Annotated in this window: 18 protein-coding genes; 9 read left to right on the top strand and 9 right to left on the bottom strand. The window is 72.9% G+C overall.

What is annotated here, in order from left to right; genetic code table 11:
* Nucleotides 1-569: 569 nt before the first annotated feature.
* Nucleotides 570-1,064 (top strand): hypothetical protein, encoded by a 495-nt coding sequence (locus tag ACWDCZ_RS07475; RefSeq protein WP_449815453.1) that lies wholly within the window; start codon nucleotides 570-572, stop codon nucleotides 1,062-1,064.
* Nucleotides 1,065-1,111: 47 nt separating this feature from the next.
* Here the strand turns inward: ACWDCZ_RS07475 and ACWDCZ_RS07470 are convergent, their stop codons facing one another.
* Nucleotides 1,112-2,554, bottom strand: a complete 1,443-nt coding sequence (locus tag ACWDCZ_RS07470; protein ID WP_449815452.1) for a BTAD domain-containing putative transcriptional regulator — start codon at nucleotides 2,552-2,554, stop codon at nucleotides 1,112-1,114.
* 153 nt (nucleotides 2,555-2,707) lie between these two features.
* Here ACWDCZ_RS07470 and ACWDCZ_RS07465 point away from each other — a divergent pair, with 153 nt between their 5' ends.
* The 5 genes from ACWDCZ_RS07465 to ACWDCZ_RS07445 all read left to right on the top strand — a co-directional run bounded on the left by ACWDCZ_RS07465 (nucleotide 2,708) and on the right by ACWDCZ_RS07445 (nucleotide 9,179).
* Nucleotides 2,708-5,641, top strand: a complete 2,934-nt coding sequence (locus tag ACWDCZ_RS07465; RefSeq protein WP_416874871.1) for an AfsR/SARP family transcriptional regulator — start codon at nucleotides 2,708-2,710, stop codon at nucleotides 5,639-5,641.
* Nucleotides 5,642-5,774: 133 nt separating this feature from the next.
* Nucleotides 5,775-6,686: a CAP domain-containing protein gene (locus ACWDCZ_RS07460; protein ID WP_449815451.1), complete on the top strand. Its 912-nt coding sequence runs from the start codon at nucleotides 5,775-5,777 to the stop codon at nucleotides 6,684-6,686.
* A gap of 42 nt (nucleotides 6,687-6,728) precedes the next feature.
* Nucleotides 6,729-7,589: a peptidoglycan-binding protein gene (locus ACWDCZ_RS07455; protein ID WP_449815450.1), complete on the top strand. Its 861-nt coding sequence runs from the start codon at nucleotides 6,729-6,731 to the stop codon at nucleotides 7,587-7,589.
* Between the two features lie 35 nt (nucleotides 7,590-7,624).
* Complete coding sequence (locus ACWDCZ_RS07450) at nucleotides 7,625-8,191, top strand: RICIN domain-containing protein (RefSeq protein WP_074005532.1); 567 nt, start codon at nucleotides 7,625-7,627, stop codon at nucleotides 8,189-8,191.
* A 280-nt stretch (nucleotides 8,192-8,471) separates the two neighbouring features.
* Nucleotides 8,472-9,179: a hypothetical protein gene (locus ACWDCZ_RS07445; protein ID WP_449815449.1), complete on the top strand. Its 708-nt coding sequence runs from the start codon at nucleotides 8,472-8,474 to the stop codon at nucleotides 9,177-9,179.
* 53 nt (nucleotides 9,180-9,232) lie between these two features.
* Here ACWDCZ_RS07445 and ACWDCZ_RS07440 read toward each other — a convergent pair whose 3' ends face one another.
* Nucleotides 9,233-9,898: a TetR/AcrR family transcriptional regulator gene (locus tag ACWDCZ_RS07440; protein WP_049656674.1), complete on the bottom strand. Its 666-nt coding sequence runs from the start codon at nucleotides 9,896-9,898 to the stop codon at nucleotides 9,233-9,235.
* A gap of 325 nt (nucleotides 9,899-10,223) precedes the next feature.
* Between ACWDCZ_RS07440 and ACWDCZ_RS07435 the strand changes: the two genes are divergently transcribed.
* The 3 genes from ACWDCZ_RS07435 (at nucleotide 10,224) to ACWDCZ_RS07425 (ending at nucleotide 12,878) form a co-directional block, all read left to right on the top strand.
* Nucleotides 10,224-10,682 (top strand): DUF6542 domain-containing protein, encoded by a 459-nt coding sequence (locus ACWDCZ_RS07435; RefSeq protein WP_049656675.1) that lies wholly within the window; start codon nucleotides 10,224-10,226, stop codon nucleotides 10,680-10,682.
* The gene (locus ACWDCZ_RS07430) at nucleotides 10,675-12,309 is read left to right on the top strand and encodes an LCP family protein (RefSeq protein WP_449815448.1); all 1,635 of its coding nucleotides are present in this window, start codon (nucleotides 10,675-10,677) and stop codon (nucleotides 12,307-12,309) included. Before ACWDCZ_RS07435 ends, ACWDCZ_RS07430 begins: the two co-directional genes overlap by 8 nt.
* A gap of 179 nt (nucleotides 12,310-12,488) precedes the next feature.
* Nucleotides 12,489-12,878 (top strand): VOC family protein, encoded by a 390-nt coding sequence (locus tag ACWDCZ_RS07425; protein ID WP_049652540.1) that lies wholly within the window; start codon nucleotides 12,489-12,491, stop codon nucleotides 12,876-12,878.
* A gap of 75 nt (nucleotides 12,879-12,953) precedes the next feature.
* Here ACWDCZ_RS07425 and ACWDCZ_RS07420 read toward each other — a convergent pair whose 3' ends face one another.
* The 7 genes from ACWDCZ_RS07420 to nuoL form a co-directional block, all read right to left on the bottom strand.
* Nucleotides 12,954-14,009, bottom strand: a complete 1,056-nt coding sequence (locus ACWDCZ_RS07420; RefSeq protein WP_049652542.1) for a 2-oxoacid:ferredoxin oxidoreductase subunit beta — start codon at nucleotides 14,007-14,009, stop codon at nucleotides 12,954-12,956.
* Nucleotides 14,006-16,003, bottom strand: a complete 1,998-nt coding sequence (locus ACWDCZ_RS07415) for a 2-oxoacid:acceptor oxidoreductase subunit alpha (RefSeq protein WP_049652544.1) — start codon at nucleotides 16,001-16,003, stop codon at nucleotides 14,006-14,008. The genes ACWDCZ_RS07420 and ACWDCZ_RS07415 overlap by 4 nt, the downstream gene beginning before the upstream one ends.
* A 277-nt stretch (nucleotides 16,004-16,280) precedes the next feature.
* Nucleotides 16,281-16,943 carry a response regulator transcription factor gene (locus ACWDCZ_RS07410; protein ID WP_049652547.1) on the bottom strand — a complete coding sequence of 221 codons (663 nt, stop codon included), beginning with the start codon at nucleotides 16,941-16,943 and terminating at the stop codon, nucleotides 16,281-16,283.
* 182 nt (nucleotides 16,944-17,125) lie between these two features.
* The gene (locus ACWDCZ_RS07405; RefSeq protein WP_049652569.1) at nucleotides 17,126-18,136 is read right to left on the bottom strand and encodes a polyprenyl synthetase family protein; all 1,011 of its coding nucleotides are present in this window, start codon (nucleotides 18,134-18,136) and stop codon (nucleotides 17,126-17,128) included.
* 311 nt (nucleotides 18,137-18,447) lie between these two features.
* Nucleotides 18,448-20,085, bottom strand: coding sequence for an NADH-quinone oxidoreductase subunit NuoN (nuoN, locus tag ACWDCZ_RS07400; protein ID WP_449815447.1), 1,638 nt, complete (start codon nucleotides 20,083-20,085; stop codon nucleotides 18,448-18,450).
* Complete coding sequence (locus tag ACWDCZ_RS07395) at nucleotides 20,082-21,701, bottom strand: NADH-quinone oxidoreductase subunit M (protein WP_449815446.1); 1,620 nt, start codon at nucleotides 21,699-21,701, stop codon at nucleotides 20,082-20,084. Before ACWDCZ_RS07395 ends, nuoN begins: the two co-directional genes overlap by 4 nt.
* A gap of 34 nt (nucleotides 21,702-21,735) precedes the next feature.
* Nucleotides 21,736-23,631, bottom strand: a complete 1,896-nt coding sequence (gene nuoL, locus ACWDCZ_RS07390; RefSeq protein ID WP_049652555.1) for an NADH-quinone oxidoreductase subunit L — start codon at nucleotides 23,629-23,631, stop codon at nucleotides 21,736-21,738.
* Nucleotides 23,632-23,636 lie beyond the last annotated feature (5 nt).

The raw sequence follows: 23,636 nt of genomic DNA, 5'->3' as shown, positions 1-23,636 counted from the left end.
CACGCTGTTGAGTTCTCAAGGAACGGACGCTTCCTTCGGACCGCCTTCCAGCGGACCCTCCGGGCTTCGTTCTTTCGTGTTTCCAGCTTATCAGATGTTTTCCGCTCCGTTTCCGGGGCTTCGTTCATCCAACTCGCCGGTGTCTTCCGGGGTTTGACGCCCTGTCCGACGTTTCAAACTCTAGCCGATCCCCGCTCCGAAAAGCGAATCCGACCGCAACCCAATAAACATGCACACCGAATGCGCACCAGGCCGCGACGCGAAAACGACGAAGCGACCCGGCCTGAACCGGGAAGTGGTGTTTCAGAGGATTGGCCACCCCGGGACCGTCCGCGCGGCTGCGTGTCCGGTGCTCCCTGTCAGGCGACTAGGAGACACTACTCCCACTCCGGGCCCAAGCCAAATGCCCCTGGTCCCGCCGTGGGCCCCGGCCCGCCGGCCCGGCCCCCGGACCCCGTTAAACGGCGGCGTTCATCGTTTGTCTACCGCCTTCCGCCAAGGTCGTGCCACACCGCGCCCCGAGGACCTGGCGGGCGCGAACGCACGAGAGAACCACGAGGCACGGGTACATGAAGACGACGAAGACCCTCCGGCAGATCGCCCTGGCCACCGCCACCACCGCGCTCGCCCTGGCCGGGACCGTGGCGTCGACCGGTACCGCGGAGGCCGCGATCGAGCGGGCCGTCGACCACGTCTCCATCTGGGACGACGAGCCGCTCTACCAGGGCTGGTACATCGAGTCCGGCTCCACCCGGATGATCATGCAGCCCGACGGCAACTTCGTCGTCTACCAGTACGGGACCCAGGTCAAGATGGCCAGCGGCACCGTCGGCTGCGGCTACAAGGCCGTCATGCAGGTCGACGGCAACTTCGTCGTCTACTCCGCCAACGGCACCGCCTGCTGGTCGTCCGGCACCTACGGCCACCCGCACGCCAAGCTGACCGTCACCGCCAGCGGCACCTCCGGCGTCTACTGGGGCGGCAACGACATCCCGCGCATCCCCCACTCCTCCAACCCCGGCCCCGTCCCCGGCGCAGTCCTCTTCTCCTCCGACCTCTACTGAACCGGCCCCGGTCACCGAGAAGGCCGGGGTCACCGGGAGAGCCGGCGTTACTGGGCCCGCCCCGGCCCGTCGGCCCGCAGGGCGAGCCACCGCACCAGGTCGGCCACCGACCACTGCGGCCGGGAGGCGAGCCGCTCCGCCGCCGTGCGCAGCAGGACCGGCAGGTGGCCGCAGAGCGCGGCCACCTCGGCCACCGCCTCCGGCTCCCGCCGGACCCGGTCCGCGCCGGCGATCCGGGCCAGCAGTTCGTAGGCGTCGTGCGGCTCCAGCGGTCCCACCGCGAGCCGTACGGCGCCGTCGGGCAGGGTGCCCGGTTCGGCGCCGGCCACCACCGCCGCGCAGCCGGGCACCGACGGCAGCAGCACGCCCGGCTCGGCCACCCCGTCCAGCAGGACCAGCACCCGGCGCCCGGCGAGCAGCCCGCGGTAGCGCGCGCCGAGCTCCTCGACGTCCGCGCCCGCCGCCGGCCGGTCCCCCAGCGCCCGCAGGAAGCCGGCGAGCACCACACCGGCCTCGCCGCCGCCCGCGTACAGCCGACCGTCCGGGAAGGCGTCCTGGACGGTGTGCGCCACGTGCACCGCCAGCGCCGACGCGCCGCAGCCCGCCGGACCGGACAGCCCCAGGACCGGCGCCCCGGCCGCCCGCAGCACCCGCTCCGCCTCCCGCACCTGCGCCGCCCGCCCGACCAGGTCCGGGATGTCCGGCGGCAGCTGGCTCGGCCTCGGCAGCCGCCGCAGCAGCACCGGGGCCTCGCCGCGCCGGATCTGCCCGGCCAGTTCGACCAGTGCCGGGGCGGGTTCGAGACCGAGCTCCCCGTCCAGCCGCTCACGCAGCGCCTCGTACCCCGCCAGCGCCTCCGCCGTCCGGCCGCAGCGGTGCAGCGCCAGCAGGTGCAGCCGGTGCACCTCCTCGTCCTGGGGGTGCGAGGCGGCCAGCCCGGCCAGCGGCTCCAGCGCCTCGGCGTGCCGGCCGAGCGAGAGGTCCAGGTCGAGCAGGGTCTTCACCGCCGCGAACCGCCCGGCCGCCAGCCGTTCCCGGACCCGCTCGGCGAACGCCCCGGGCACCCCGTCCAGCGCCCGGTGCCCCTCCCAGGCGCCCAGCGCCCGCGCCAGCGACTCGCGCGCCCGCAGCGGATCCTGGTGACGCAGCGCGACGGCCTCCGCCACCTCGGCCTCGTAACGGAAGAGGTCCACCGCCGTGCGCGGCGCCTCCAGCCGGTAGCCGCCCGCCGCCCCGACCAGCAGCCCGGGCTCGCCCAGGGCCCGCCGCAGACGGTGGACGTGGGTGCCGATCTGCCCGACCGGATCCTTCGGCCAGCGGGTTTCGTCCGCCCCCCACAGGTCCTCGACCAGCCGATCCGTGGACACCAGCTGCCCCGGCGGGACCAGCAGGGCCGCGAGCACGGCCCGCTGCTGCGGTCGGCCGAGGTCGAGCTCACGACCGTCGTGCCGGGCCCGCAGCGGCCCCAGCAGGCTGAAAACGAGCCCCACGGCCCACCCCTCGAAGCCCTCGATCCGGTGCACAACCTGTGCACGATCCGGTGCACAATCTGTGACAGAGCATAGGCCGCCGGGGTATGGGGGCCCACCGTCCGGACGGAACTGGCGGGATCCCGGCGCAGGACGACTTTCGGGGACGGGTAGATGGGTGACATGGGGGGTTCCGGGCTGCGGTTCGGACTGCTGGGACCGCTGCGGGCCTGGTACGGGGAGCTGGAACTGGAGTTGGGCCGGCCGCAGCAGCGGGCCGTGCTCGCCGTGCTGCTGGCCGCCGCCGGGCGCACGGTGTCGGTCCCGGTGCTGGTCGAGGGGGTGTGGGGCGGGGCCGCGCCGGCCGACCCGCGCAAGGCCGTCCAGCTCGCCGTCTCCCGGCTGCGCACCGCGTTCCGGCCGTACGCCGGGGACGACCCGGACCGGATGCCGCTGGTGCGCGTCGGCGACGGCTACGCGTTCAGGGCGCCCGGCAGCGAGGTGGACGCCGCCGCCTGGGAGGCGCTGCTGGCCGAGGCCGAGCGGCTGCGCGAGGCGGGCGCCCCGCCGCGGGAGGTGCGGGAGGTGCTGCGCCGCGCCCACCGGCTCTGGGTCGGCGAGGCGCTGGCCGGACTGCCCGGGCCGCACGCCGAGGCCGTCCGCACCCGCCTCACCGAACAGCGGGTCTCGGCCAAGGAGACGGAACTGGAGCTGGACGCCGACCTCGGCGACCGCACCGACCTCACCGCGGCGATCGCCGCCCTCGCCCTGGAGCACCCCGGCCGCCCCCGGCTCACCACCGTCCTGATGCGCGCCCTCTACCAGGCCGGGCGCAAGGCCGAGGCGCTCGCCGTGTACGAGGACGCCCGCGCCTCGCTCCCGCCCGGCGAGGACGCCCCCGCCGAGCTCCAGCTGCGGATCCTGCGCGAGGACGCCGCCCTGCTGCCCGCCGGCGCCGCCCAGGCCGGGCCCGCCGCCGACGCCCCCGGCGCCGCCGACACCTGGCGGGCGCCCGACCAGCTGCCGTCCGGCCTGCCCGACTTCACCGGCCGCACCGAGGAGGTCGAGGCCCTCACCGACCGCCTCGCCGGCGCCGGCGGACGGGCCGTCGTGGTCTCCGCCCTGGACGGCATGGGCGGCGTCGGCAAGACCACCCTCGCCGTGCACGTGGCCCGCCGGACCCGCGACCGCTTCCCCGACGGGCAGCTCTTCGCCGACCTGCGCGGCGCCGACCGCACCCCGCCCGACCCCGGCACGGTGCTCGCCGGCTTCCTGCGGGACCTCGGCGTCGCCCCCGGCGAGATCCCCCCGGACACCGGGGAGCGCAGCGCGCTCTACCGCTCGGCCCTGGCCGGGCGGCGCGTCCTGGTCGTCCTCGACAACGCGGCCACCCCCGGCCACGTCGAACCCCTGCTGCCCGGCTCGCCCGGCTGCGCCGTCCTCGTCACCAGCCGCCACCGGCTGACCGGCCTCGCCGGAGCCCACCAGCTGCGCCTGGACACCCTGCCGCCAGGGCAGGCGCTGGAACTGCTCACCCGGATCGTCGGCGCCGAACGCGTCGCCGCCGAGCCCGGGGCCGCCGAGGAGGTCGTCCGGGCCTGCGGGCTGCTGCCGCTCGCCGTCCGCATCGTCGCCTCCCGGCTCGCCGCCGACCCCGCGCTCACCCTGGCCACCCTCGCCGAGGGCCTGCGCCGGGAGCACCGGCTGGCCGAACTCAGCGACGGCGAACGGACGGTGGAGGCCAGCTTCGCGCTCTCCTACCACCGCCTCGACGTCGAACTGGCCCGCGCCTTCCGGCTGCTCGCCCTGCCCGACGCCCCCGACATCCCGCTGCCCTGCGCCGCCGTCCTGCTCGACCGCACCGAGGCCGAGACCGACGAACTCCTCGAAACCCTCGTCGACCTCAACCTCCTGCAGTCCCCCCGCTTCGGCCGGTACGGCTACCACGACCTGGTCCGCGCCTACGCCCGCGGCCGGCTCGCCGCCGAGGACGGCCCCGCCGAACGCACCGCGGCCACCGGACGGCTGCTCGACTTCTGCCTCGCCACCGCCCGCAACGCCGACGTCGCCGCCCGCAAGCCCGACCCGGTCGAGCTCAGCCTGCTCGACGTGCCGGTGCCCCACCCCGGCCGGCCCGTCGCCGACGGCACGGAGGCCGTGCGCTGGATGCGCGAGCAGGCCGAGGTGCACGCCGCCGTCATCGCCCTGAGCTGCGCCGACCCGGCCCTGCCGCTCGACCGCGCCGTCGAACTCGCCGACCGGATGGGCGCGGTGCTCGCCGAACGCACCCAGACCACCGTCATCGCCGACCTCGCCGAACGCCTGGCCGGCGAGGCCGAGGCACGCGGCGACCACGGCCCGCTCGCCCTCGCCCGGTACGTGCGCGGCAGCATGCTCTGGCACGTCAACCGCTACGCCGAGTCCGTGGAGGAGATCCGCCGGGCCGTCGAGGTCTGCACCACCACCGGCACCGACCGGGTGCTCGCCAAGGCCCTGCTCACCCTCGGCGGCAACGCCCGCGTGCACGGCCGCTACGCCGAGGCCGCCGAACACGCCGGCCGGGCCGCCGGGCTGTTCCACCGCCTGGGGGCCGGGCGCTCCGAGGGCAGCGCGCTCGGCGAGTTCGCCTTCAGCTGCGCCCAGACCGGCCGGCTCGACGAGGCCCGGGAGGCCGCCGAGCGCAGCGCCCGCCTGATGCGCGACTCGGGGCCGGTCTCCGCCGCGATCGGCCGCTACTACCTCGCCCGGGTGCTGCGGCTGTGCGGCGACCCGGAGGCGGCGCTCGACCACGCCGTCGGCGCCCGCGACGAGTTCACCGCCCTCCAGGTCACCGTCTTCGCCGCCGCGTCCGGCGACCTCGCCGCCCGCGTCCACGCCGAGGCCGGCCGCTGGCTGCTCGCCGTCGACGCGGCCGAGGCCGTCCTCCCGCTCGCCCGGCGCACCAGCCCCGCCCTGGAGGGCGCCCTGCTGCGCACCCTCGGCACCGCGCTCACCGGCCTCGGCCGCCCGAGCCAGGCCCGGGCCTGTCTGACGGACTCCCTGGAGGTGTACGAGCGGCTGGGGCTCACCGAGGAATCGGCGCAGGTCAGGGCCCTTCTGGCGCGGTAGACACGGCATCAACGGCGGCACCGGTCACGCGTGTTGACCGGCCGTCTACCGCCGTGCAGGAACGTCTCTCCCGTCAGGCCCCGGGCCGCAGCGGTTGCGGCCCGGGGCGACACCACAGACGAGAGGCGCCACCATGCCCACGCTCCCGCAGCACGGCCAGACCTGGACGATCAAGTCCGCCAACGGAACCGTCGCCGACGTCCGTTCCAGCCAGACCGCCGCCGGCACCGCCGTCCAGTCCTGGGGCTCCAACGGCACCACCGCCCAGGGCTGGACCTTCTGGGCCAAGGAGAACGGCAGCTTCCTCCTGGAGACCCAGCTCACCACCGGCAAGCACGTCGGCGGCCAGGCCATGGTCATGGACTTCAACTACTCCACCGGCCAGGCCTGGCTGTACAACGAGCACAACCAGCCCAACCAGCACTGGTGCTTCGAGCCCCTCGACAACGACTGGGTCCGCGTCCGCACCACCCGCACCAACGAGGGCATGCTCTACCTCACCGCGGCCGCCCCCGGCTCGCCGCTCACCCTCTCCAGGCAGGACGACGGCAACCCGGCGCAGCGCTGGCAGCTCGTCCCGGCCGGGGGCATCAGCAGCGGCGGCGGCCAGCAGCAGCCCCAGCCCCAGCCCCAGCCGCAGCCCCAGCCCGGCGGTGGCGGCGGTGACTTCCGCTCCGAGATGCTGAACGCCGTCAACGCCGAGCGCGGCCGGGTCGGCGCCCCGCCGGTGCGCCTGGACGACCGCCTCAGCGCGGCCGCCCAGCGCCACGCCAACGACATGGCCTCGCACGACCTCACCCAGCACAACGGCACCGACGGCAGCTCCCCCTGGGACCGCATCGCGGCCGCCGGCTTCGTCTCCCGCTCCTCCGCCGAGAACGTCACCCCGAGCAACAGCGTGCCGGAGGCGATGCAGATGTGGATGAACAGCCCGGGCCACCGGGTGAACATCCTCAACCCCGACTACAACTACATCGGCATCGGCTACGCGCCCCGCCAGCGCGGCAACTGGGGCCGCTACGTGCAGACCTTCGGCAAGGCCTGAGACCCCGACCGGCACCCTTCCAAGAACAAGGAGTCCACACCCATGTCCTCGAACGCGGCGGACCTGATCCGCATCGCCCGAGACGAGGTCGGCTACCACGAGGGTCGCAGCGGCGGGCACTGGAACAACATCCAGAAGTTCTCCCCCGCCGTCGCCGGCCTGGAGTGGTCCCAGGGCGAGGCCTGGTGCGCCACCTTCGTCTCCTGGTGCGCCGAGCAGTCCGGCAACGCCGGGCGCTTCCCGGTGACCGCCTCCTGCGCGGAGGGCGTCGCCTGGTTCAAGGAGCGCGACCGCTTCACCGAGTACCCGGTGATCGGCGGCCAGGTCTTCTTCGGGCCCGGCGGCGGCAGCCACACCGGCATCTGCATCGCCTACACCAGCTCCACCATCACCACCGTCGAGGGCAACACCAACGACGGCGGCAGCGCCGAGGGCGACGGCGTCTACCTCAAGACCCGTGAGCGCCGCTCGGACTGGGTCTACGGCTACGGCATCCCGGACTTCGCCGAGGGCGCGGTCCTCGCCGACCCGGAGTGGAAGGACCGGCCCGGGGCGCTCTACTTCGGGCAGGAGGCCTCCGCGGAGGACAGCCCCGACGGCGGGGCCCCGTCCGGCGGCGGCGCTCCGGCGAGCGGCGGCGGCGACGGCGGCGACGGCTACGAGCCCTTCCCCGGCGCCGACTTCTTCCACGACGGCCAGAACAGCGACGTCATCACCCGGATGGGCGAGCGCCTCGTCGCCGAGGGCTGCTCCGCCTACGCCGAGGGCCCCGGCCCCGAGTGGTCCGACGCGGACCGCGAGTCCGTCCGCAACTGGCAGCACAAGCTCGGCGACTCGGGCGCGGACGCCGACGGCGTCCCCGGCCCCAAGCAGTGGGCCGCGCTCGCGGTCCCGCGCGGCTGAGCCGGCCCGCCCACCACACCAGAAGGAGAGACCCGATGAGAACCACCACCCGTACCCGCAGGCTCCTCGCCTCGCTCGGGGCCGTCACTGCCGTCGCGGGGGCGGTCGTGGCCGGCGCGCCGGCGGCGCAGGCGGCACAGGCCGGCGCCTGCGACCTGTCGCCGTCCGTGGGAGCCTTCGCGGCCGTGAACAACGGCTCCGGCGCCGGCGCGCTCGACCTCTTCCACAACGTCGAGGCCAACGGTCAGCCGATCATCGTCTGGCCGGCCAACCAGTCGCCCGCGCAGACCTGGTCGTTCTGGAAGTACTGCGACGGCACCACGGCGATCGCGCACGGGCAGGGCAAGGTGATCGACCTCGACACCGGTTCGGGCGCCGTCCACCTCTGGGACACCCCCGGCGGACTGGACGGCCTCAACCGGCCGGCCGGCGACTGGATGCCCGCCAACCAGAAGTGGCGGCTGACCGACGAGGACCACGGCTGGTACCTGGTCCGCAACGCGGCCACCGGGCAGTGCCTCACCTCCAACGGCGGCGGCCAGGCCACCGGGGTGGCCTCCTGCGACCCCGCCGCCCCGGCCCAGCGCTGGCTGCTCGGCTGACGAACCACCGGGCCCGGTCCGCTCTCCAGGCCGAGCGGACCGGGCCCGGTCTCCTCCGGGTGCCCCACGGCCCCCCGCGCCGACGCCGGTCGGCCCCTCGCCGGCCCCCGTCCGGGCGGCTGATCACGACTCGGCATCCCTTGTCACGGTGGCGCGAGGGACTCGTCACGACCGTGTCAAGGACGCGTCGAAGCCATGGCCCCGCTCGTTCGCGCTGCGCTATGAACGTCCCTCAGGAGGACCACCGGCACCGGGGGTCCGCTACCACGGGGGACATCACGTGAAGCCCATCCGCAGCAGTCGTCGCGCCCTGGCCCTGGCCTCACTGGCCGCGGTCGGCGCGCTCACCCTGACCGCCTGCAACGACGACGCCTCGTCGTCCGACACCGCCAAGACCCCGCCGGCGACCGGTGCGCCCGCCACCCAGGCCGCCTCGCCGAGCACCGCGGCCACCACCCCGGCCGCCTCCGGTTCGGCCTCCGTCCCGGCGGGCGGCGCCGGGTCCGGTTCGGCCACCGCACCTGCGCCGGCCGGCAGCGCCCCGGCGGCCGGGACCACGCTGAAGCTCGGCGACGCCGCCACCGTCCCGTTCAGCTCGGGCAGCACCAAGGGCACCATCGCGCTCGCGGTCACCTCGATCGAGAAGGGCGACCCGGCCGACCTCGCCCCGCTCAACCTGGGCGACAAGGCCAAGGGCCTGGTGCCGTACTACATCCACTACAAGGTCACCAACGCCGGCGGCACCGACCTGTCCTACACCAGCGTCAGCCACATGAAGGGCCTGCTGGCGGACGGCAGCGAGGCGCAGGAGCTGATGGTCATCGGCTCCTTCGCCAAGTGCAAGAGCGAGTCGCTGCCCAAGGGCTTCACCAACGGCCAGTCCGCCACCTCCTGCGCGGTGGCGATGTCCCCGGAGGCCTCCAAGGTCGCGGGCGCCGAGTACTGGGGCGAGCCGTACACCCTCGGCAAGGGCCTCAACTGGAAGTGATCCACGGGTGGTCCGGGCGGGGGCGGCGGCCGGCCGCTCCCGCCCGGGCGGGCTCAGCCCCGTGCCGCCGAGGACGCCTCCGCCGCCTCCGGCGCGCCGTGGATCCGCAGGAAGGCGTCCACGCCGGCCGTCGCGATCCGCTCGACCTCCTCGTCCGCCACCGGGAGCGCGCCCCAAAAGGAGCGCTCGGCGACGCCGTGGAAGGTCAGCAGGGTGAACTGCTCGGCGGCCAGGGCGGCGTCCTCGACCGCGAGCAGCCCGCGCCCGGCGAGCGCCTCGACGTGCTGCGCGAGCGCGCGCTGGGAGGCGACCGGGCCGGCCTCCAGCCAGGCCTCCAGGACGTCCGCCGGGATGTTGGCCACCTCGGCCCGGATCGCCCGGCCGAGCGCCCCGTGCTCCCCGGCCGACAGCACGGCGCGGGCCCGCTCGACGGCGAAGTCGATCAGGTCCCGGCGCAGGTCCACCACCCGGCCGAGGTACGTCGCCATCAACCCGTCGATGCGTTCGGTCAGTTCCGCCGAGGTCCGCAGGGCCACCGACAGGAAGAGGGTCTCCTTGTCGCCGAAGTGGTTGTAGACCGTCCGCTTGGACACCCCGGCCTCGGCCGCGATCGCGTCCATGCTGGCCCGGACGTACCCCTCGCGGCCGAACACCACCGTCGCGGCCCGGGTGATCGCCTCGCGCTTCTCCGGCCGTCCCGCTCCGCCCGTCGTCGCCACGGCCCTCTCCTCTTCCGTCGGCGCACCGGCCGACCCTCTCAGAAACTGCCCGGTGTAGTTTATCCAGGCCACGGAAGACCCGGACGTCCCGCCGAACGGACGTGCTCTATGCTGCGTACGACTTCTACACCCGTGTAGAAGACATTGGGAAGCGCCTCCCCCGATCACGGGTGGCCGGACCCCCGCACGGGAACCGGCCGACCGGCAACCGGCGTCCGGAACTGGCAGCGCCACGAACAGAGTTCCGGACCGACGAAACCGACGGACGGCACGCGGCGCAGGCGCCACCATGGCGCGCGGAACACGGGAACACCGGGGTGAGGGCGTGGCGGGGCAGCGAGGACGGTCGGCCGACCAGCGGACGCGCCGACGGGCGGCGGACAAACCGGCCGGGCACATACGCCCGCTGCCCGGCGGCCCCGCGCTGCCGGCGGCCCTCGCCCTCGGACTACCGCTGGCCGGCGCCGCGGTCGACGAGCTCTCCGGCCCCGGCATGGGCCTGGTCTTCGCCGTGGCCGCGGTGCTCGGCACCGGCCTGGCGGCGGCACTGAGCAGCCGCAACGGCTGGTGGTGGGTGCTCGCCACCTCGCCGCTGGTGGTCCTGGGCGTGACGGCCGTCGTCGAGTTCACCGCCCACCGCGACCGGTACCAGGGCAAGGGCCTGGCCACCGGCGCCGCGAAGTGGGTGGTGCACGGCTTTCCCGTGATGGCCGAGGCCGCGGCCGCGGCCGTCATCGTGATCGCGGTCCGGCTGGTCCGGGCGAGGAGGAGGCAGCATGGCTGACAACCCCGGGACCGACGGCGGCGCCGAGGCCCGCCGCCCCCGCCGCCCCTCACCCGCCCTGGTCGCGGGCCGGGTGGTGGCCTGCACCGTCGGCCTGGCGGTGTTCGCCGCCAGCGGGGTGGTCTGGTACGAGTACAAGCAGCTCACCGACGGGATGACCACCTCCGGCGTCATCGCCGAGACCAAGAAGGACGCCCCCAAGCACCTCGACAACTCGGTCAACCTGCTGCTGATCGGCCTGGACAGCCGCAAGAACATGGACGGCACGGACCTCCCGCCCGAGTTCGTCCAGGACGAGCTGCACGCCGGCCACAGCTCCGACATCGGCGGCTACAACACCAACTCGCTGATCCTGCTGCACATCCCGGCGAACGGCGGCAAGGTGCAGGCCGTCTCGATACCCCGCGACGACTACGTGATGACCTACGACGCCAACGGCTCCCAGATGGGCATGGCCAAGATCAAGGAGGCCTACGGCGCGGCCAAGGACAAGGCCGACGCCGGTCTGCGCGCCAAGGGCCTCAAGGGCGCCGACCTGGAGAAGGCCGGCCGGGACATCGGCCGCGCGGCCACCATCCGCACCGTGCAGAAGTTCCTCGACCAGCCCATCGACCACATCGCCGAGGTCAACCTGATGGGCTTCTACGACATCGCCAAGGCCCTCCAGCCGATCGAGGTCTGCCTCACCCACGACACCAAGGACCCGGCCATCGAGGGCCAGGGCTCCGGGGCCGACTTCCACAAGGGCGTCAACAAGCTCAACGCCTCCCAGGCGCTCTCCTTCGTCCGCCAGCGCCACAACCTCGACGGCCCGGACGGCAACACCGGCGACTTCGCCCGCACCCACCGCCAGCAGGCCTTCATCTCCTCGGTGGTGCACAACCTCAAGCAGAAGGGCGTCATCGGCGACCTCGGCAAGATGCAGGAGCTGATGGGGGTGATGCAGAAGGACCTGGTGATCGACAACGAGTGGAACGTGCTCGACTTCGCCCAGCAGGCCCCCAACCTCACCGGCGGCAACGTCGAGTTCAACACCCTGACCTTCGACGGGTTCGGCACCAAGAACGGCCAGGACGTCAACCTGGTGACCCCGGCGAAGGTCCAGAAGGTGGTCAAGCAGCTCTTCGGCTACGCCGACGCCGCCCCCGCCCCGGCCGACCCGGCCGCCGCCTCCGGCGCGCCCGCCACCCAGGCCCCCGCCGTCCCGCCGGCCGCCACCACGCCCCCGGCCGCCGCCGGGCCGGTCACCGTGGACGTCTTCAACGCCTCCTCCGCGGCCGGGGTCACCTCCGCCGACGAGGCCAAGGCACTGGCCGGCCTGGGCTTCAAGGAGGGCCGCACCGGCTCGGCCGCCACCCGGCCGAAGACCACCACCGTCACCTACGGCAAGGGCGCCAAGGAGGCCGCCGAGCAGGTCGCGGCCCGCTACGGCGTGACCGCCACCGCGTCCGCCGCCACCGCCGCCGACCACGTCGTCGTCACCCTCGGCACCGGCTTCACCGGCGTCGCCGCCGACAAGCCCGCCGCCCCCGCCGGCGGCGCCCCGACCGACCCGGCCGCCAACCTGCCGATGCAGGGCCCGGCCGTCGACGCCCAGTCCGACGGCGGCATCCCCTGCGTCTACTGACGCGCGCCGCACCGGCCTCGCCGACCTCCTGAGGGAGGCTCCCCCGCCCGGGGAGCCTCCCTCCGTCGTTTCCGGCCCCGTCCCGGATTCCGCGGAGACCCCTGGCGTAATTCTCCGTACTATGTATAGTGTACTGCGTACGGGATAACCGTGCGATGCCGACGAGAGGGTTCTCCGCCTTGCAGATCACCACGACCGCCGTCTCCCTGACCGTCGAGGACGTCACCACCTCCGCCGCCTTCCTCCAGCGGCACTTCGGCTACACCGAGCAGATGTCGGCCGACGGCTTCGTCTCGCTCGCGCACCCGGGCGGCGGGGTCAATGTCGTCTACCTGCGGCGCGGCCTCGAAGTCCTCCCCGAGGACCAGCGCCACCGGATCGCGGACGGCGTGATCCTGGCGTTCGTCGTCGAGGACATCGCCGCCGAGGAGCGGCGGCTGCGCGAGGAGGGGGTCGTGATCACCCTGCCGCTGCGCGAGGAGCCGTGGGGCGAGAAGCTCTTCCAGGTCGTAGACCCGAACGGGGTGGTCGTCGAACTGGTCGAGTGGGCCGAGCGGCAGGAGCAGTAGGAGCGGGCGACGACGACGCCCCCTGTCCCGGTCGGGACAGGGGGCGTCGCTCGCTCCGACGGGACGGTCGGACGGTCAGTCCACCGTCCAGGTGTCGTTGCCGGCGAGCAGCGTGGCCAGGTCGCCCGGGCCGCGCCCGTCGGTGGCGGTGGCCAGCTGGCTCGCCATCAGCTCGTCGTAGACCGGCCGTTCGACGCTGCGCAGCACGCCGATCGGCGTGTGGTGCAGGGTGTCCGCGTCGGCGATCCGGGAGAGCGCGAAGGCGGTGGCGGGGCTGGCCGCGTGCGCGTCGTGGACCAGGACGTCCGCCTCGTTGTCCGCCGTGACCGGGGCGGTGAACAGCTCGCCGTCCGGGCCCCGGAAGACGCCGTTCGCCAGGTCCGCGCCGAAGCGGGCGGCCTTCCCGTGCTCCAGCCGGATCAGCGCCTCGTCCCGGCTGCCCGGGTCCTTCAGCACCTCGAAGGCGCCGTCGTTGAAGATGTTGCAGTTCTGGTAGATCTCCACCAGCGCCGTGCCCTGGTGCTCGGCGGCCGCCCGCAGCACCGACTGGAGGTGCTGGCGGTCCGAGTCGATGGTGCGCGCGACGAAGGTGGCCTCGGCGCCGATCGCCAGCGACAGCGGGTTGAACGGCGCGTCCAGCGAGCCCATCGGGGTGGACTTGGTGATCTTGCCGAGCTCACTGGTGGGCGAGTACTGGCCCTTGGTGAGGCCGTAGATACGGTTGTTGAACAACAGGATCTTCAAATTGACGTTCCGCCGCAGGGCGTGGATCAGGTGGTTGCCGCCGATCGACAGCGCGTCGCCGTCACCCGTCACCACCCAGACGCTCAGGTCCTGGCGCGAGGTGGCCAGCCCGGTCGCGATCGCCGGCGCCCGGCCGTGGATCGAGTGCACCCCGTAGGTGTTCATGTAGTACGGGAAGCGCGAGGAACAGCCGATGCCGGAGACGAACACCGTGTTCTCGCGCCTGATGCCCAGCTCCGGCATGAAGGACTGCACCGCCGCCAGGATCGCGTAGTCCCCGCAGCCCGGGCACCAGCGCACCTCCTGGTCGGTCTTGAAGTCCCGGGCGCTCTGCGGGCCTTCGGCCTTGGGCACCAGTCGCAGGGACGGGAAGCCGCTCTCGCTCATCGGTTGTCCTCCTCGTCCAGGGTGCCGATCGCGGCCCACAGCACGTCCGCCAACTGGGCCGCCTTGAAGGGCAGTCCGCGCACCTGGTTGTAGGACTCGGCGTCCACCAGGTACTTCGCCCGCAGCAGCAGGGCCAGCTGCCCCAGGTTCATCTCGGGAACGATGATCTTCTCGTAACTCCGCAGCACCGAGCCCAGGTTGGCCGGGAACGGGTTGAGGTTGCGCAGGTGCGCCTGGGCGACCTCGCCGCCGTCCGCGCGCACCCGGCGCACCGCGGCGGTGATCGGCCCGTACGTCGAGCCCCAGCCGAGCACCAGCACCCGGGCGTCGCCGCTCGGGTCGTCCACCTCGACCGGCTTCACCGTGATGCCGTCGACCTTGGCCTGCCGGGTGCGGACCATGAAGTCGTGGTTGGCCGGGTCGTAGGAGATGTTGCCGGTGCCGTCCTGCTTCTCGATGCCGCCGATCCGGTGCTCCAGGCCGGGCGTACCGGGCAGCGCCCAGGGCCTGGCCAGGGTCCGCGGATCGCGCAGGTACGGCCAGAAGGCGCCGTCCTCGCGGTTCGGGCCGGTGGCGAACTCCGGGTCGATCTCCGGCAGTTCGTCGACCTCGGGGATCCGCCAGGGCTCCGAGCCGTTGGCCAGGTAGCCGTCCGAGAGCAGGAACACCGGGGTGCGGTAGGTGACCGCGATCCGGGCCGCCTCCAGCGCCGCGTCGAAGCACTCCGCGGGCGTGGCCGGGGCGACGATCGGCACCGGCGCCTCGCCGTTGCGCCCGAACATCGCCTGCAGCAGGTCCGCCTGCTCGGTCTTGGTCGGCAGGCCGGTGGACGGGCCGCCGCGCTGGATGTCCACGACCAGCAGCGGCAGTTCGAGCGAGACGGCCAGGCCGATCGTCTCGGACTTCAGCGCGACACCAGGCCCGGAGGTGGTGGTCACCCCGAGCGCCCCGCCGAAGGCGGCGCCGAGCGCCGCGCCGACACCGGCGATCTCGTCCTCCGCCTGGAAGGTGCGCACCCCGAAGTCCTTGTGCCGGCTCAGCTCGTGCAGGATGTCCGAGGCCGGGGTGATCGGGTACGAGCCCAGGTACAGCGGGAGGCCGGAGCGCCGCGAGGCGGCGATCAGCCCGTAGGACAGCGCCAGGTTGCCGGAGATGTTGCGGTAGCGCCCGGCCGGGAGCCTGGCCGGCGGCACCTCGTAGGAGACGGCGAAGGACTCGGTGGTCTCGCCGAAGTTCCAGCCCGCCCGGAAAGCGGTGATGTTCGCCTCGGCGATCTGCGGCTTCTTGGCGAACTTGGTGCGCAGGAACGACTCCGTCCCGTGCGTGGGCCGGTGGTACATCCAGGACAGCAGGCCCAGGGCGAACATGTTCTTCGCCCGCTCGGCGTCCTTGCGGGCCAGGCCGCTGTCCTTGAGCGCCTCCAGGGTCAGCGTGGTCAGCGGCACCTTGTGCAGGTGGAAGCCGTCCAGCGAGCCGTCGCCCAGCGGGTCCGCCGGGTAACCGACCTTGGCCAGCGCCCGCTTGGTGAACTCGTCGGTGTTGACGATGATCTCGGCACCGCGCGGCAGGTCCGGCACGTTCGCCTTCAGCGCGGCCGGGTTCATCGCGACCAGCACGTTCGGGGCGTCGCCCGGGGTCAGGATGTCGTGGTCCGCGAAGTGCAGTTGGAAGGACGAGACGCCCGGCAGGGTGCCGGCGGGCGCCCGGATCTCGGCCGGGAAGTTCGGCAGCGTGGACAGGTCGTTGCCGAAGGACGCCGTCTCCGAGGTGAAACGGTCACCGGTCAGCTGCATGCCGTCACCGGAGTCGCCGGCGAAGCGAATGATCACCCGATCGAGTCTGCGGATGGGCTTGCCCGGCTTCACCGGAGGGCCGCCCGGGCCGGGCGGTCCGGCGGACGCGTCCGCACCCGCGTGCGCGTCTCCGCTCCCGGCGCGGGCCTCGTCGCCGTCCGGGCCGTCCACTGCCTCTGACTGATCGACCTGACTGGTCACTGCCGCGGACCTCCTCGTGGGCGCACCACCGCGGGCGCGGCCCCGTGCCCCGTCCGCCTGGTGCACCTCTCGCATCCTATGCGGGCCGACCCGACGGCGACCGGAAGCACGGCAGTTATTTCACCGGCCCGCGGCTGCACCGCACATGAAGGTCAACGCCCGCCCGCCGGAGATCATTCCGGCTCGGACGGGCGGGCGCGAGCACCTCACGGGCGCATGGCCGAGATGCGCTCCCGGGGGCGCGCCCCGGGCGCCGGGGCGACGGAACCGGAGGGCGTCAGGAGTTGAGGTAGGTGAGCACGGCCAGCACCCGGCGGTGGTCCTCGGCGCTCTGAGCCAGTCCCAGCTTGAGGAAGATGTTGCTGACGTGCTTCTCCACCGCGCCGTCGGAGACCACCAGCTGCTTGGCCACCGCGGCGTTGGTGCGGCCCTCCGCCATCAGCCCGAGCACCTCGCGCTCGCGCGGCGTGAGATTGGCCAGAACGTCGCCCTTGCGGCTGCGGCTGAGGAGCTGCTGCACCACCTCCGGGTCCAGCGCGGTGCCGCCCTCGGCGACCCGGACCACCGCGTCGGCGAACTCGCGCACCTCGGCGACCCGGTCCTTCAGCAGGTACCCCACGCCCCGGGTCGAGCCGGCCAGCAGCTCCGAGGCGTAGCGCTCCTCCACGAACTGCGACAGCACCAGCACACCCAGCTGCGGGTACCGGGCGCGCAGTTCCACACAGGCGCGCAGGCCCTCGTCAGTGTGGTTCGGGGGCATCCGCACGTCGGAGACCACGACGTCCGGCAGGGCGTCCGCGGCCGCCAGGTCGTGGATGGTCTTCACCAGGGCGTCTCCGTCACCGACCCCGGCGACGACCTCCAGGCCGCGATCGGTGAGCAGCCGGGTCAGTCCCTCCCTGAGCAGTACGGAGTCCTCGGCGATGACGACGCGACGCATAACGACCTTCCGGGCAGGCGTGTGCTGACGGAAGTCAGTCTCCCCCATCCCGGGGCGGGCGGAGGGTCCGGGACGGGCCACCTCTCGGCCCGGCCCGGACGGCTCCCGGCGGTCCCGCCCGGAGCGGGGTCCCCCATCGTGCGAGGCCTCACCCGGAGCGGGGTCCTACCTGGAGCGGGGCCTCACATCGTGCGGATCGCCACCGCGTCGCAGAGGCCCTCCAGGGCGGCCTTCGCGGCGCAGTCCGGCAGCGGCGCGAGCAGCGCCCGGGCCTCCTCGGCCCGGCGCAGGGTCTCGGCGCGGGCGCGCTCCAGCGCGGGGTGGGCACGCAGCAGGCGCAGCGCCTCGGCGTGCAGGTCGTCGTCGGAGAGGTCCTGGTCGAGCAGTTCGCGCAGCCGGGCGTCGTCCGGGTCGGCCGGGTCGGCGGGCATCTGCTGCAGCAGCAGGGTCGGCAGGGTCGGCACGCCCTCGCGCAGGTCGGTGCCGGGGGTCTTGCCGGACTCGTGGCCGTCGCTGGCGATGTCGAGCACGTCGTCGGCCAGCTGGAAGGCGATGCCGATCCGCTCGCCGAACTCGCCGAGGGTGTCCACCAGCTCGCGCTCGGCACCGGCCATCAGCGCTCCTATCCGGCAGGAGACGGCGATCAGCGAGCCGGTCTTGCCCTCCAGGACGTCCAGGTAGTGCAGCAGCGGGTCCATGTCCTGGCCCGGGCCGCGGGTCTCCAGGATCTGGCCGGTGACCAGCCGCTCGAAGGCCTCGGCCTGCATCCGCACGGCCTCCGGGCCGAGGTCGGAGAGCACCTGGGAGGCGCGGGAGAACAGGAAGTCGCCGGTGAGGATGGCGACCGAGTTGTCCCAGCGGGAGTTGGCGCTCGGGGCGCCCCGGCGCACCGGCGCCTCGTCCATGACGTCGTCGTGGTAGAGCGTGGCCAGGTGGGTCAGTTCGACCACCACGGCGGCGGGCACCACGCCGGGCGCCCCCGGGTCGCCGAACTGGGCGGCCAGCAGCAGGAGCAGCGGGCGGAAGCGCTTGCCGCCGGCCTCGAGGAGGTGACTGGCGGTGACGGTGATGAAGGGGACGTCGCTCTTGACGGCCTCACCGAGCGCCGCCTCCACAGCGTCCAGTCCGGCCTGGACGTCCCGGGTCAGGTCGCGGTCCTGCACGCTGAGCCCGAAGGGTTCCACGACGGTCACGAAGACCACTCCTCTGTCCCTGGTCGATCTAGCGGCCTGGTCCCTGAGTGCCGCCGCTGGCCATACAGGCAGGGTATCCGGTCGCGAGTGGATCACTGCACGGGCGTGCGGATCCTGTCATGATCGGGCTTGATGCCCTGGTCAGGGCGGCTGCGCGGGCCGGACGGCGGTGGGGGCGAATTCGGCTGGTAATAAAGGTGGGAGAGCCCCCGGAACTCCCCCGGCCCCGGCACCCGACACAGACCCGTCCGGGCCGCGCGGGCTGAGCGCGGCCCGGACGGGGCCCTGGTCGGAGGCGGTGGGCGTAAAGGTCAGCGCACGAACAGCGAGGCCTTGGAGGCGAGGTCGAGGAAGTACTGCGGCAGCAGTCCGAGACCCAGCGTGACCAGCACCCCCACCCCGATCGCGGTCGCCGTGAAGGCGCTCGGGACCGCCACCGTGGGGCCCCCCGGCTGGGGGTCCGAGAAGAACATCAGCACGATGACCCGGATGTAGAAGAACGCGGCCACCGCCGAGCTCAGCACACCGACCACCACCAGCGGGGTCGCCCCGCCGCTGGCCGCGGCCTGGAACACCGCGAACTTCCCGGTGAACCCGGAGGTCAGCGGAATCCCGGCGAAGGCCAGCAGGAACAGCGCGAACACCGCCGCCACCAGCGGCGAGCGCCGCCCGAGGCCGGCCCAGCTGGACAGGTGGGTCGCCTCGCCCTTGGAGTCGCGCACCAGCGTCACCACCGCGAACGCGCCGAGCGTCACGAAGGAGTACGCCAGCAGGTAGAACAGCACCGAGGAGATGCCCTGCTTGTTGACGGCGATCACGCCGGTCAGGATGAACCCCGCGTGCGCGATCGAGGAGTACGCCAGCAGGCGCTTGACGTCCTGCTGGGTCACCGCGAGCACCGCGCCCACCACCATGGTGAGGATCGCGACGCCCCACATCACCGGCCGCCAGTCCAGCCGCAGGCCCGGGAAGGCCACGTAGAACAGCCGCAGGAAGGCCCCGAAGGCCGCGACCTTGGTGGCCGCCGCCATGAAGCCGGTCACCGGGGTCGGCGCGCCCTGGTAGACGTCCGGGGTCCAGGAGTGGAAGGGCACCGCGGCGACCTTGAACAGCAGGCCGACCGCCAGCATCGCCAGGCCGGTCAGCACCAGCGCGTCGCTCTGGGTGGTGCTCAGCTGCGCGGGGGTGGTCATCGCCTTGCCGGAGATGACGTCCCCGATGTCGCCGAGCTTCACGCTGCCCGCGTAGCCGTACAGCAGCGCGGTGCCGAACAGGAAGAACGCCGAGGCGAAGGCGCCGAGCAGGAAGTACTTGACCGCCGCCTCCTGGGACAGCAGCCGGCGGCGCCGGGCCAGCGCGCACAGCAGGTACAGCGGCAGCGAGAAGACCTCCAGCGCCACGAACATGGTCAGCAGGTCGTTGGCGGCGGGGAACAGCAGCATGCCGCCGACCGCGAACATGGTGAGCGGGAAGACCTCGCTGGTGGCGAAGCCGGCCCGGATCGCGGCCCGCTCCTGCTCGCCGCCGGGGGTGGCGGCGGCCTGGGCGGCGAAGGCGTCGGCGGGCAGGCCGCCGGCCTTGGGCTCCAGCCTCCGCTCGGCGTAGGTGAGCACCGCGACCACGGAGGCCAGCAGGATCACGCCCTGGAGGAACAGCGCCGGGCCGTCCATCGCGACGGACTCCATGGCCAGCAGGTCGATCCGGGTGAAGCCGTGGCTCTGCACGGCCAGCACCACCACGGCGACGAAGGCGCCGACCAGCCCGGCCAGGGCGAGCGTCACCTGGGTCCAGTGCCGGTACCGGCGGGGCACGAAGGCCTCCACCAGGACGCCGGCCACGGCGGCCGCGAACACCACGAGCATCGGGGAGAGCTGGCCGTACTCGATGTGCGGCGCCGGGATGCTGGGGGTGTTGCCGCCGGCGGCGGCGAGCACTGCGGTGGCACTCACTTCTGCTCACCTCCTGAGGTGGCGGCGACCGGGTGGGCCGGCGCCGGGTCGGTCTGGTGGACCTGCGAGAGCGTCGCGTTCACCGAGGGGTTGACCAGGTCGGTGAGCGGCTTCGGGTAGACGCCGAGCAGGATGGTCAGCGCCACCAACGGGCCTACCACTGCGAGTTCGCGGGCCTTGAGGTCGGGCATCGTGCGCACCCCGTCCTTCACCGGGCCGGTCATGGTGCGCTGGTACAGCAGCAGGGCGTACAGCGCGGCCAGCACGATGCCGAAGGTGGCCACGATCCCGATCGCCGGGTAGCGGGTGAAGGTGCCCACCAGGACCAGGAACTCGCTGACGAACGGGGCCAGCCCGGGCAGCGACAGGGTGGCCAGACTGCCGATCAGGAACGTCCCGGCCAGCACCGGGGCGACCTTCTGCACGCCGCCGTAGTCGGCGATCAGCCGCGAGCCGCGACGGGAGATCAGGAAGCCGGCCACCAGCATCCACGCCGCCGTGGACAGGCCGTGGTTCACCATGTAGAGGGTCGCGCCGCTCTGGCCCTGGCTGGTCAGGGCGAAGACGCCCATGATGATGAAGCCGAAGTGCGAGATCGAGGCGTACGCCACCAGCCGCTTGATGTCCTTCTGGCCGATCGCCAGCAGCGCGCCGTAGACGATCCCGATCAGCGCCAGGACCAGGATCGCCGGGGCGAAGGTCTTCGAGGCGTTCGGGAACAGCCCGAGGCAGAAGCGCAGCATCGCGAAGGTGCCGACCTTGTCCACCACCGCGGTGATCAGCACCGCGGTGCCGGCGGTGGACTCGCCCATCGCGTTCGGCAGCCAGGTGTGCAGCGGCCAGAGCGGGGCCTTCACCGCGAAGGCGAAGAAGAAGCCCAGGAACAGCGCCTTCTCGGCGGTGCCGGTCAGCTGGAGCCGGCCGTCGGCGATCGCCGAGGTCAGCGTCGGCAGGTCGAAGGTGCCGAAGCCCTGGTCCTGCGCCGTCACGTACAGGCCGATCACGGCGGCCAGCATCACCAGGCCGCCGAGCAGGTTGTAGAGCAGGAACTTCACGGCCGCGTAGGAGCGCTGACGCGCCGACTCGGGGCCGCCCGCCCGGTCGCCGAAGCCGCCGATCAGGAAGTACATCGGGATCAGCATGGCTTCGAAGAACACGTAGAACACGAAGACGTCGGTGGCGTAGAAGGAGACGACCACCATCGCCTCCACCGCCAGGATCAGGGCGAAGAAGGCCTGGGTGCGGCGCTTGTTCTCGAAGGTGCCGTCCGGCCCGGCCGGCGCCGGGTCGGCGTCGTGCCAGGAGGCGAGGATCACCAGCGGCACGAGCACGGCGGTGAGCAGGGCGAGCACCGCGCCGATGCCGTCCACGCCGAGCGAGAAGGTGATGCCGAAGGAGCGGATCCAGCTGTACGACTCGTTCAGCTGGAAGCGGGCGCCGTGCGGGTCGAACCGGGCCGCCACCGCGGCGGCCAGCACCAGGGTGACGGCCGAGGCGCCCAGCGCGACGGCCTTGGTGGTCCTGCGCCGGCTCTCGGAGGACCCGGCGGGCAGCGCGGCCGTCAGCACCGCACCGGCCGCCGGGACGGCGCAGGTGGCGGTCAACAGAAAGCTCATGGCCTGGCCCCCCAACGGATATCAGGACGAGTCATCACGTGGACCTCATCAGGAGAGTCATGGCGACCAGCACCAGCGTGCCGCCGAACATGGAGAGCGCGTACGAGCGGACGTAGCCGTTCTGGACCCGCCGCAGCCGGCCGGAGAGCCCGCCGATCCCGGCGGCCAGGCCGTTGACCACGCCGTCCAGGCCGCGGCTGTCGAAGAAGACCAGCGCCGCGGCGAGCGCCGAGCCCGGCCGCACCAGCACCGCGTGGTTGAAGTCGTCCTGCAGCAGGTCGCGGCGGGCGGCCCGGGTGAGCGGGGAGCCGACCGGCGGCACCACCGGGACCGGCGAGCGCCCGTACACCAGGTACGCGAGGCCGACGCCGGCCAGCATGCAGGCCGTGGTCAGCAGGGTGACGGTCAGCGGGGCGAGCGGGGAGTTGCCTTCCTCGTGCCCGGTGACCGGCTCCAGCCACTTCAGGAAGGAGTCGTTGAAGGCGAACAGTCCGCCCGCGAAGACCGAGCCGAAGGCCAGCAGGACCATCGGGACGGTCATCGTCCGCGGCGACTCGTGCGGGTGCGGGGCGTTGCCCTCCGCGTCCGGCTGCCAGCGCTTCTCGCCGAAGAAGGTCAGCACCATGACCCTGGTCATGTAGAACGCGGTGACCGCCGCGCCGACCAGCGCGCACCCCCCGAGGATCCAGCCCTCGGTGCCGCCCTTGGCGAAGGCCGCCTCGATGATCTTGTCCTTGGAGAAGAAGCCGGACAGGCCCGGGAAGCCGATGATCGCCAGGTAGCCGAGGCCGAAGGTGACGAAGGTGACCGGCATGTACTTCCGCAGGCCGCCGTAGTGACGCATGTTCACCTCGTCGTTCATGCCGTGCATGACCGACCCGGCGCCGAGGAACAGCCCGGCCTTGAAGAAGCCGTGGGTCACCAGGTGCATGATCGCGAAGGCGTAGCCGATCGGGCCGAGCCCGGCCGCCAGCACCATGTAGCCGATCTGCGACATCGTCGAGCCGGCCAGCGCCTTCTTGATGTCGTCCTTGGCGCAACCGACGATCGCACCGAACAGCAGCGTGACCGCGCCGACCACCACCACGGCGGTCTGCGCGTCCGGCGCCAGGTCGAAGACCGCCGAGGAGCGGGTGATCAGGTAGACGCCCGCGGTCACCATGGTGGCCGCGTGGATCAGCGCCGACACCGGGGTCGGGCCCTCCATCGCGTCCCCGAGCCAGGACTGCAGCGGCACCTGCGCCGACTTGCCGCAGGCCGCCAGCAGCAGCATCAGGCCGATCGCCGTCAGCTTGCCCTCGCTCGCCTGGTGGGCACCGCCGAAGACCGGGTCGAAGGCGAAGGAGCCGAACTCCGCGAACATCAGCATGATCGCGATGGACAGGCCCATGTCGCCGACCCGGTTGACGATGAAGGCCTTCTTCGCCGCCGTCGCCGCACTCGGCTTGTGCTGCCAGAAGCCGATCAGGAGGTACGAGGCCAGGCCCACGCCCTCCCAGCCGAAGTACAGCAGCAGGTAGTTGTCCGCGACCACCAGCAGCAGCATGGCGGCCAGGAACAGGTTCAGGTACGCGAAGAAGCGGCGGCGGCGCTCGTCGTGCGCCATGTAGCCGACCGAGTAGAGGTGGATCAGCGTGCCGACACCGGTGATCAGCAGGACGAAGGTCATCGACAGCTGGTCGAGCCGGAAGGAGATATCGGCCTGGAAGCCGTTCACCGGGATCCAGCTGAACAGGTGCCGGGTGACCGCCCGGTGCTCGGCGTCACGGCCGAGCATGTCCGAGAACAGGGCCAGGCCGAAGCCGAACGAGAGCGCCGCGAGCGCGGTGGCCAGCCAGTGGCCGAAGCGGTCCAGCGCCCGGCCGCCGAGCAGCAGCAGGGCGGCGCCCGCCAGTGGAGCCGCCACCAGCAGCGGAATGAGAGATTTCACCGAGG

This window comes from Kitasatospora sp. NPDC001225 (genome assembly GCF_053597855.1).
The sequence above is the reverse complement of the archived record's forward strand: the minus strand, read 5'-3'. Positions and strand labels throughout refer to the sequence as shown.

Coding starts and splice junctions, on each gene's coding strand:
- ACWDCZ_RS07475 (WP_449815453.1), top strand. CDS start 570: ATGAAGACGACGAAGACCCTCCGGCAGATCGCCCTGGCCACCGCCACC.
- ACWDCZ_RS07465 (WP_416874871.1), top strand. CDS start 2,708: ATGGGTGACATGGGGGGTTCCGGGCTGCGGTTCGGACTGCTGGGACCG.
- ACWDCZ_RS07460 (WP_449815451.1), top strand. CDS start 5,775: ATGCCCACGCTCCCGCAGCACGGCCAGACCTGGACGATCAAGTCCGCC.
- ACWDCZ_RS07455 (WP_449815450.1), top strand. CDS start 6,729: ATGTCCTCGAACGCGGCGGACCTGATCCGCATCGCCCGAGACGAGGTC.
- ACWDCZ_RS07450 (WP_074005532.1), top strand. CDS start 7,625: ATGAGAACCACCACCCGTACCCGCAGGCTCCTCGCCTCGCTCGGGGCC.
- ACWDCZ_RS07430 (WP_449815448.1), top strand. CDS start 10,675: ATGGCTGACAACCCCGGGACCGACGGCGGCGCCGAGGCCCGCCGCCCC.
- ACWDCZ_RS07420 (WP_049652542.1), bottom strand. CDS start 14,009: ATGAGCGAGAGCGGCTTCCCGTCCCTGCGACTGGTGCCCAAGGCCGAA.
- ACWDCZ_RS07410 (WP_049652547.1), bottom strand. CDS start 16,943: ATGCGTCGCGTCGTCATCGCCGAGGACTCCGTACTGCTCAGGGAGGGA.
- ACWDCZ_RS07395 (WP_449815446.1), bottom strand. CDS start 21,701: ATGAGCTTTCTGTTGACCGCCACCTGCGCCGTCCCGGCGGCCGGTGCG.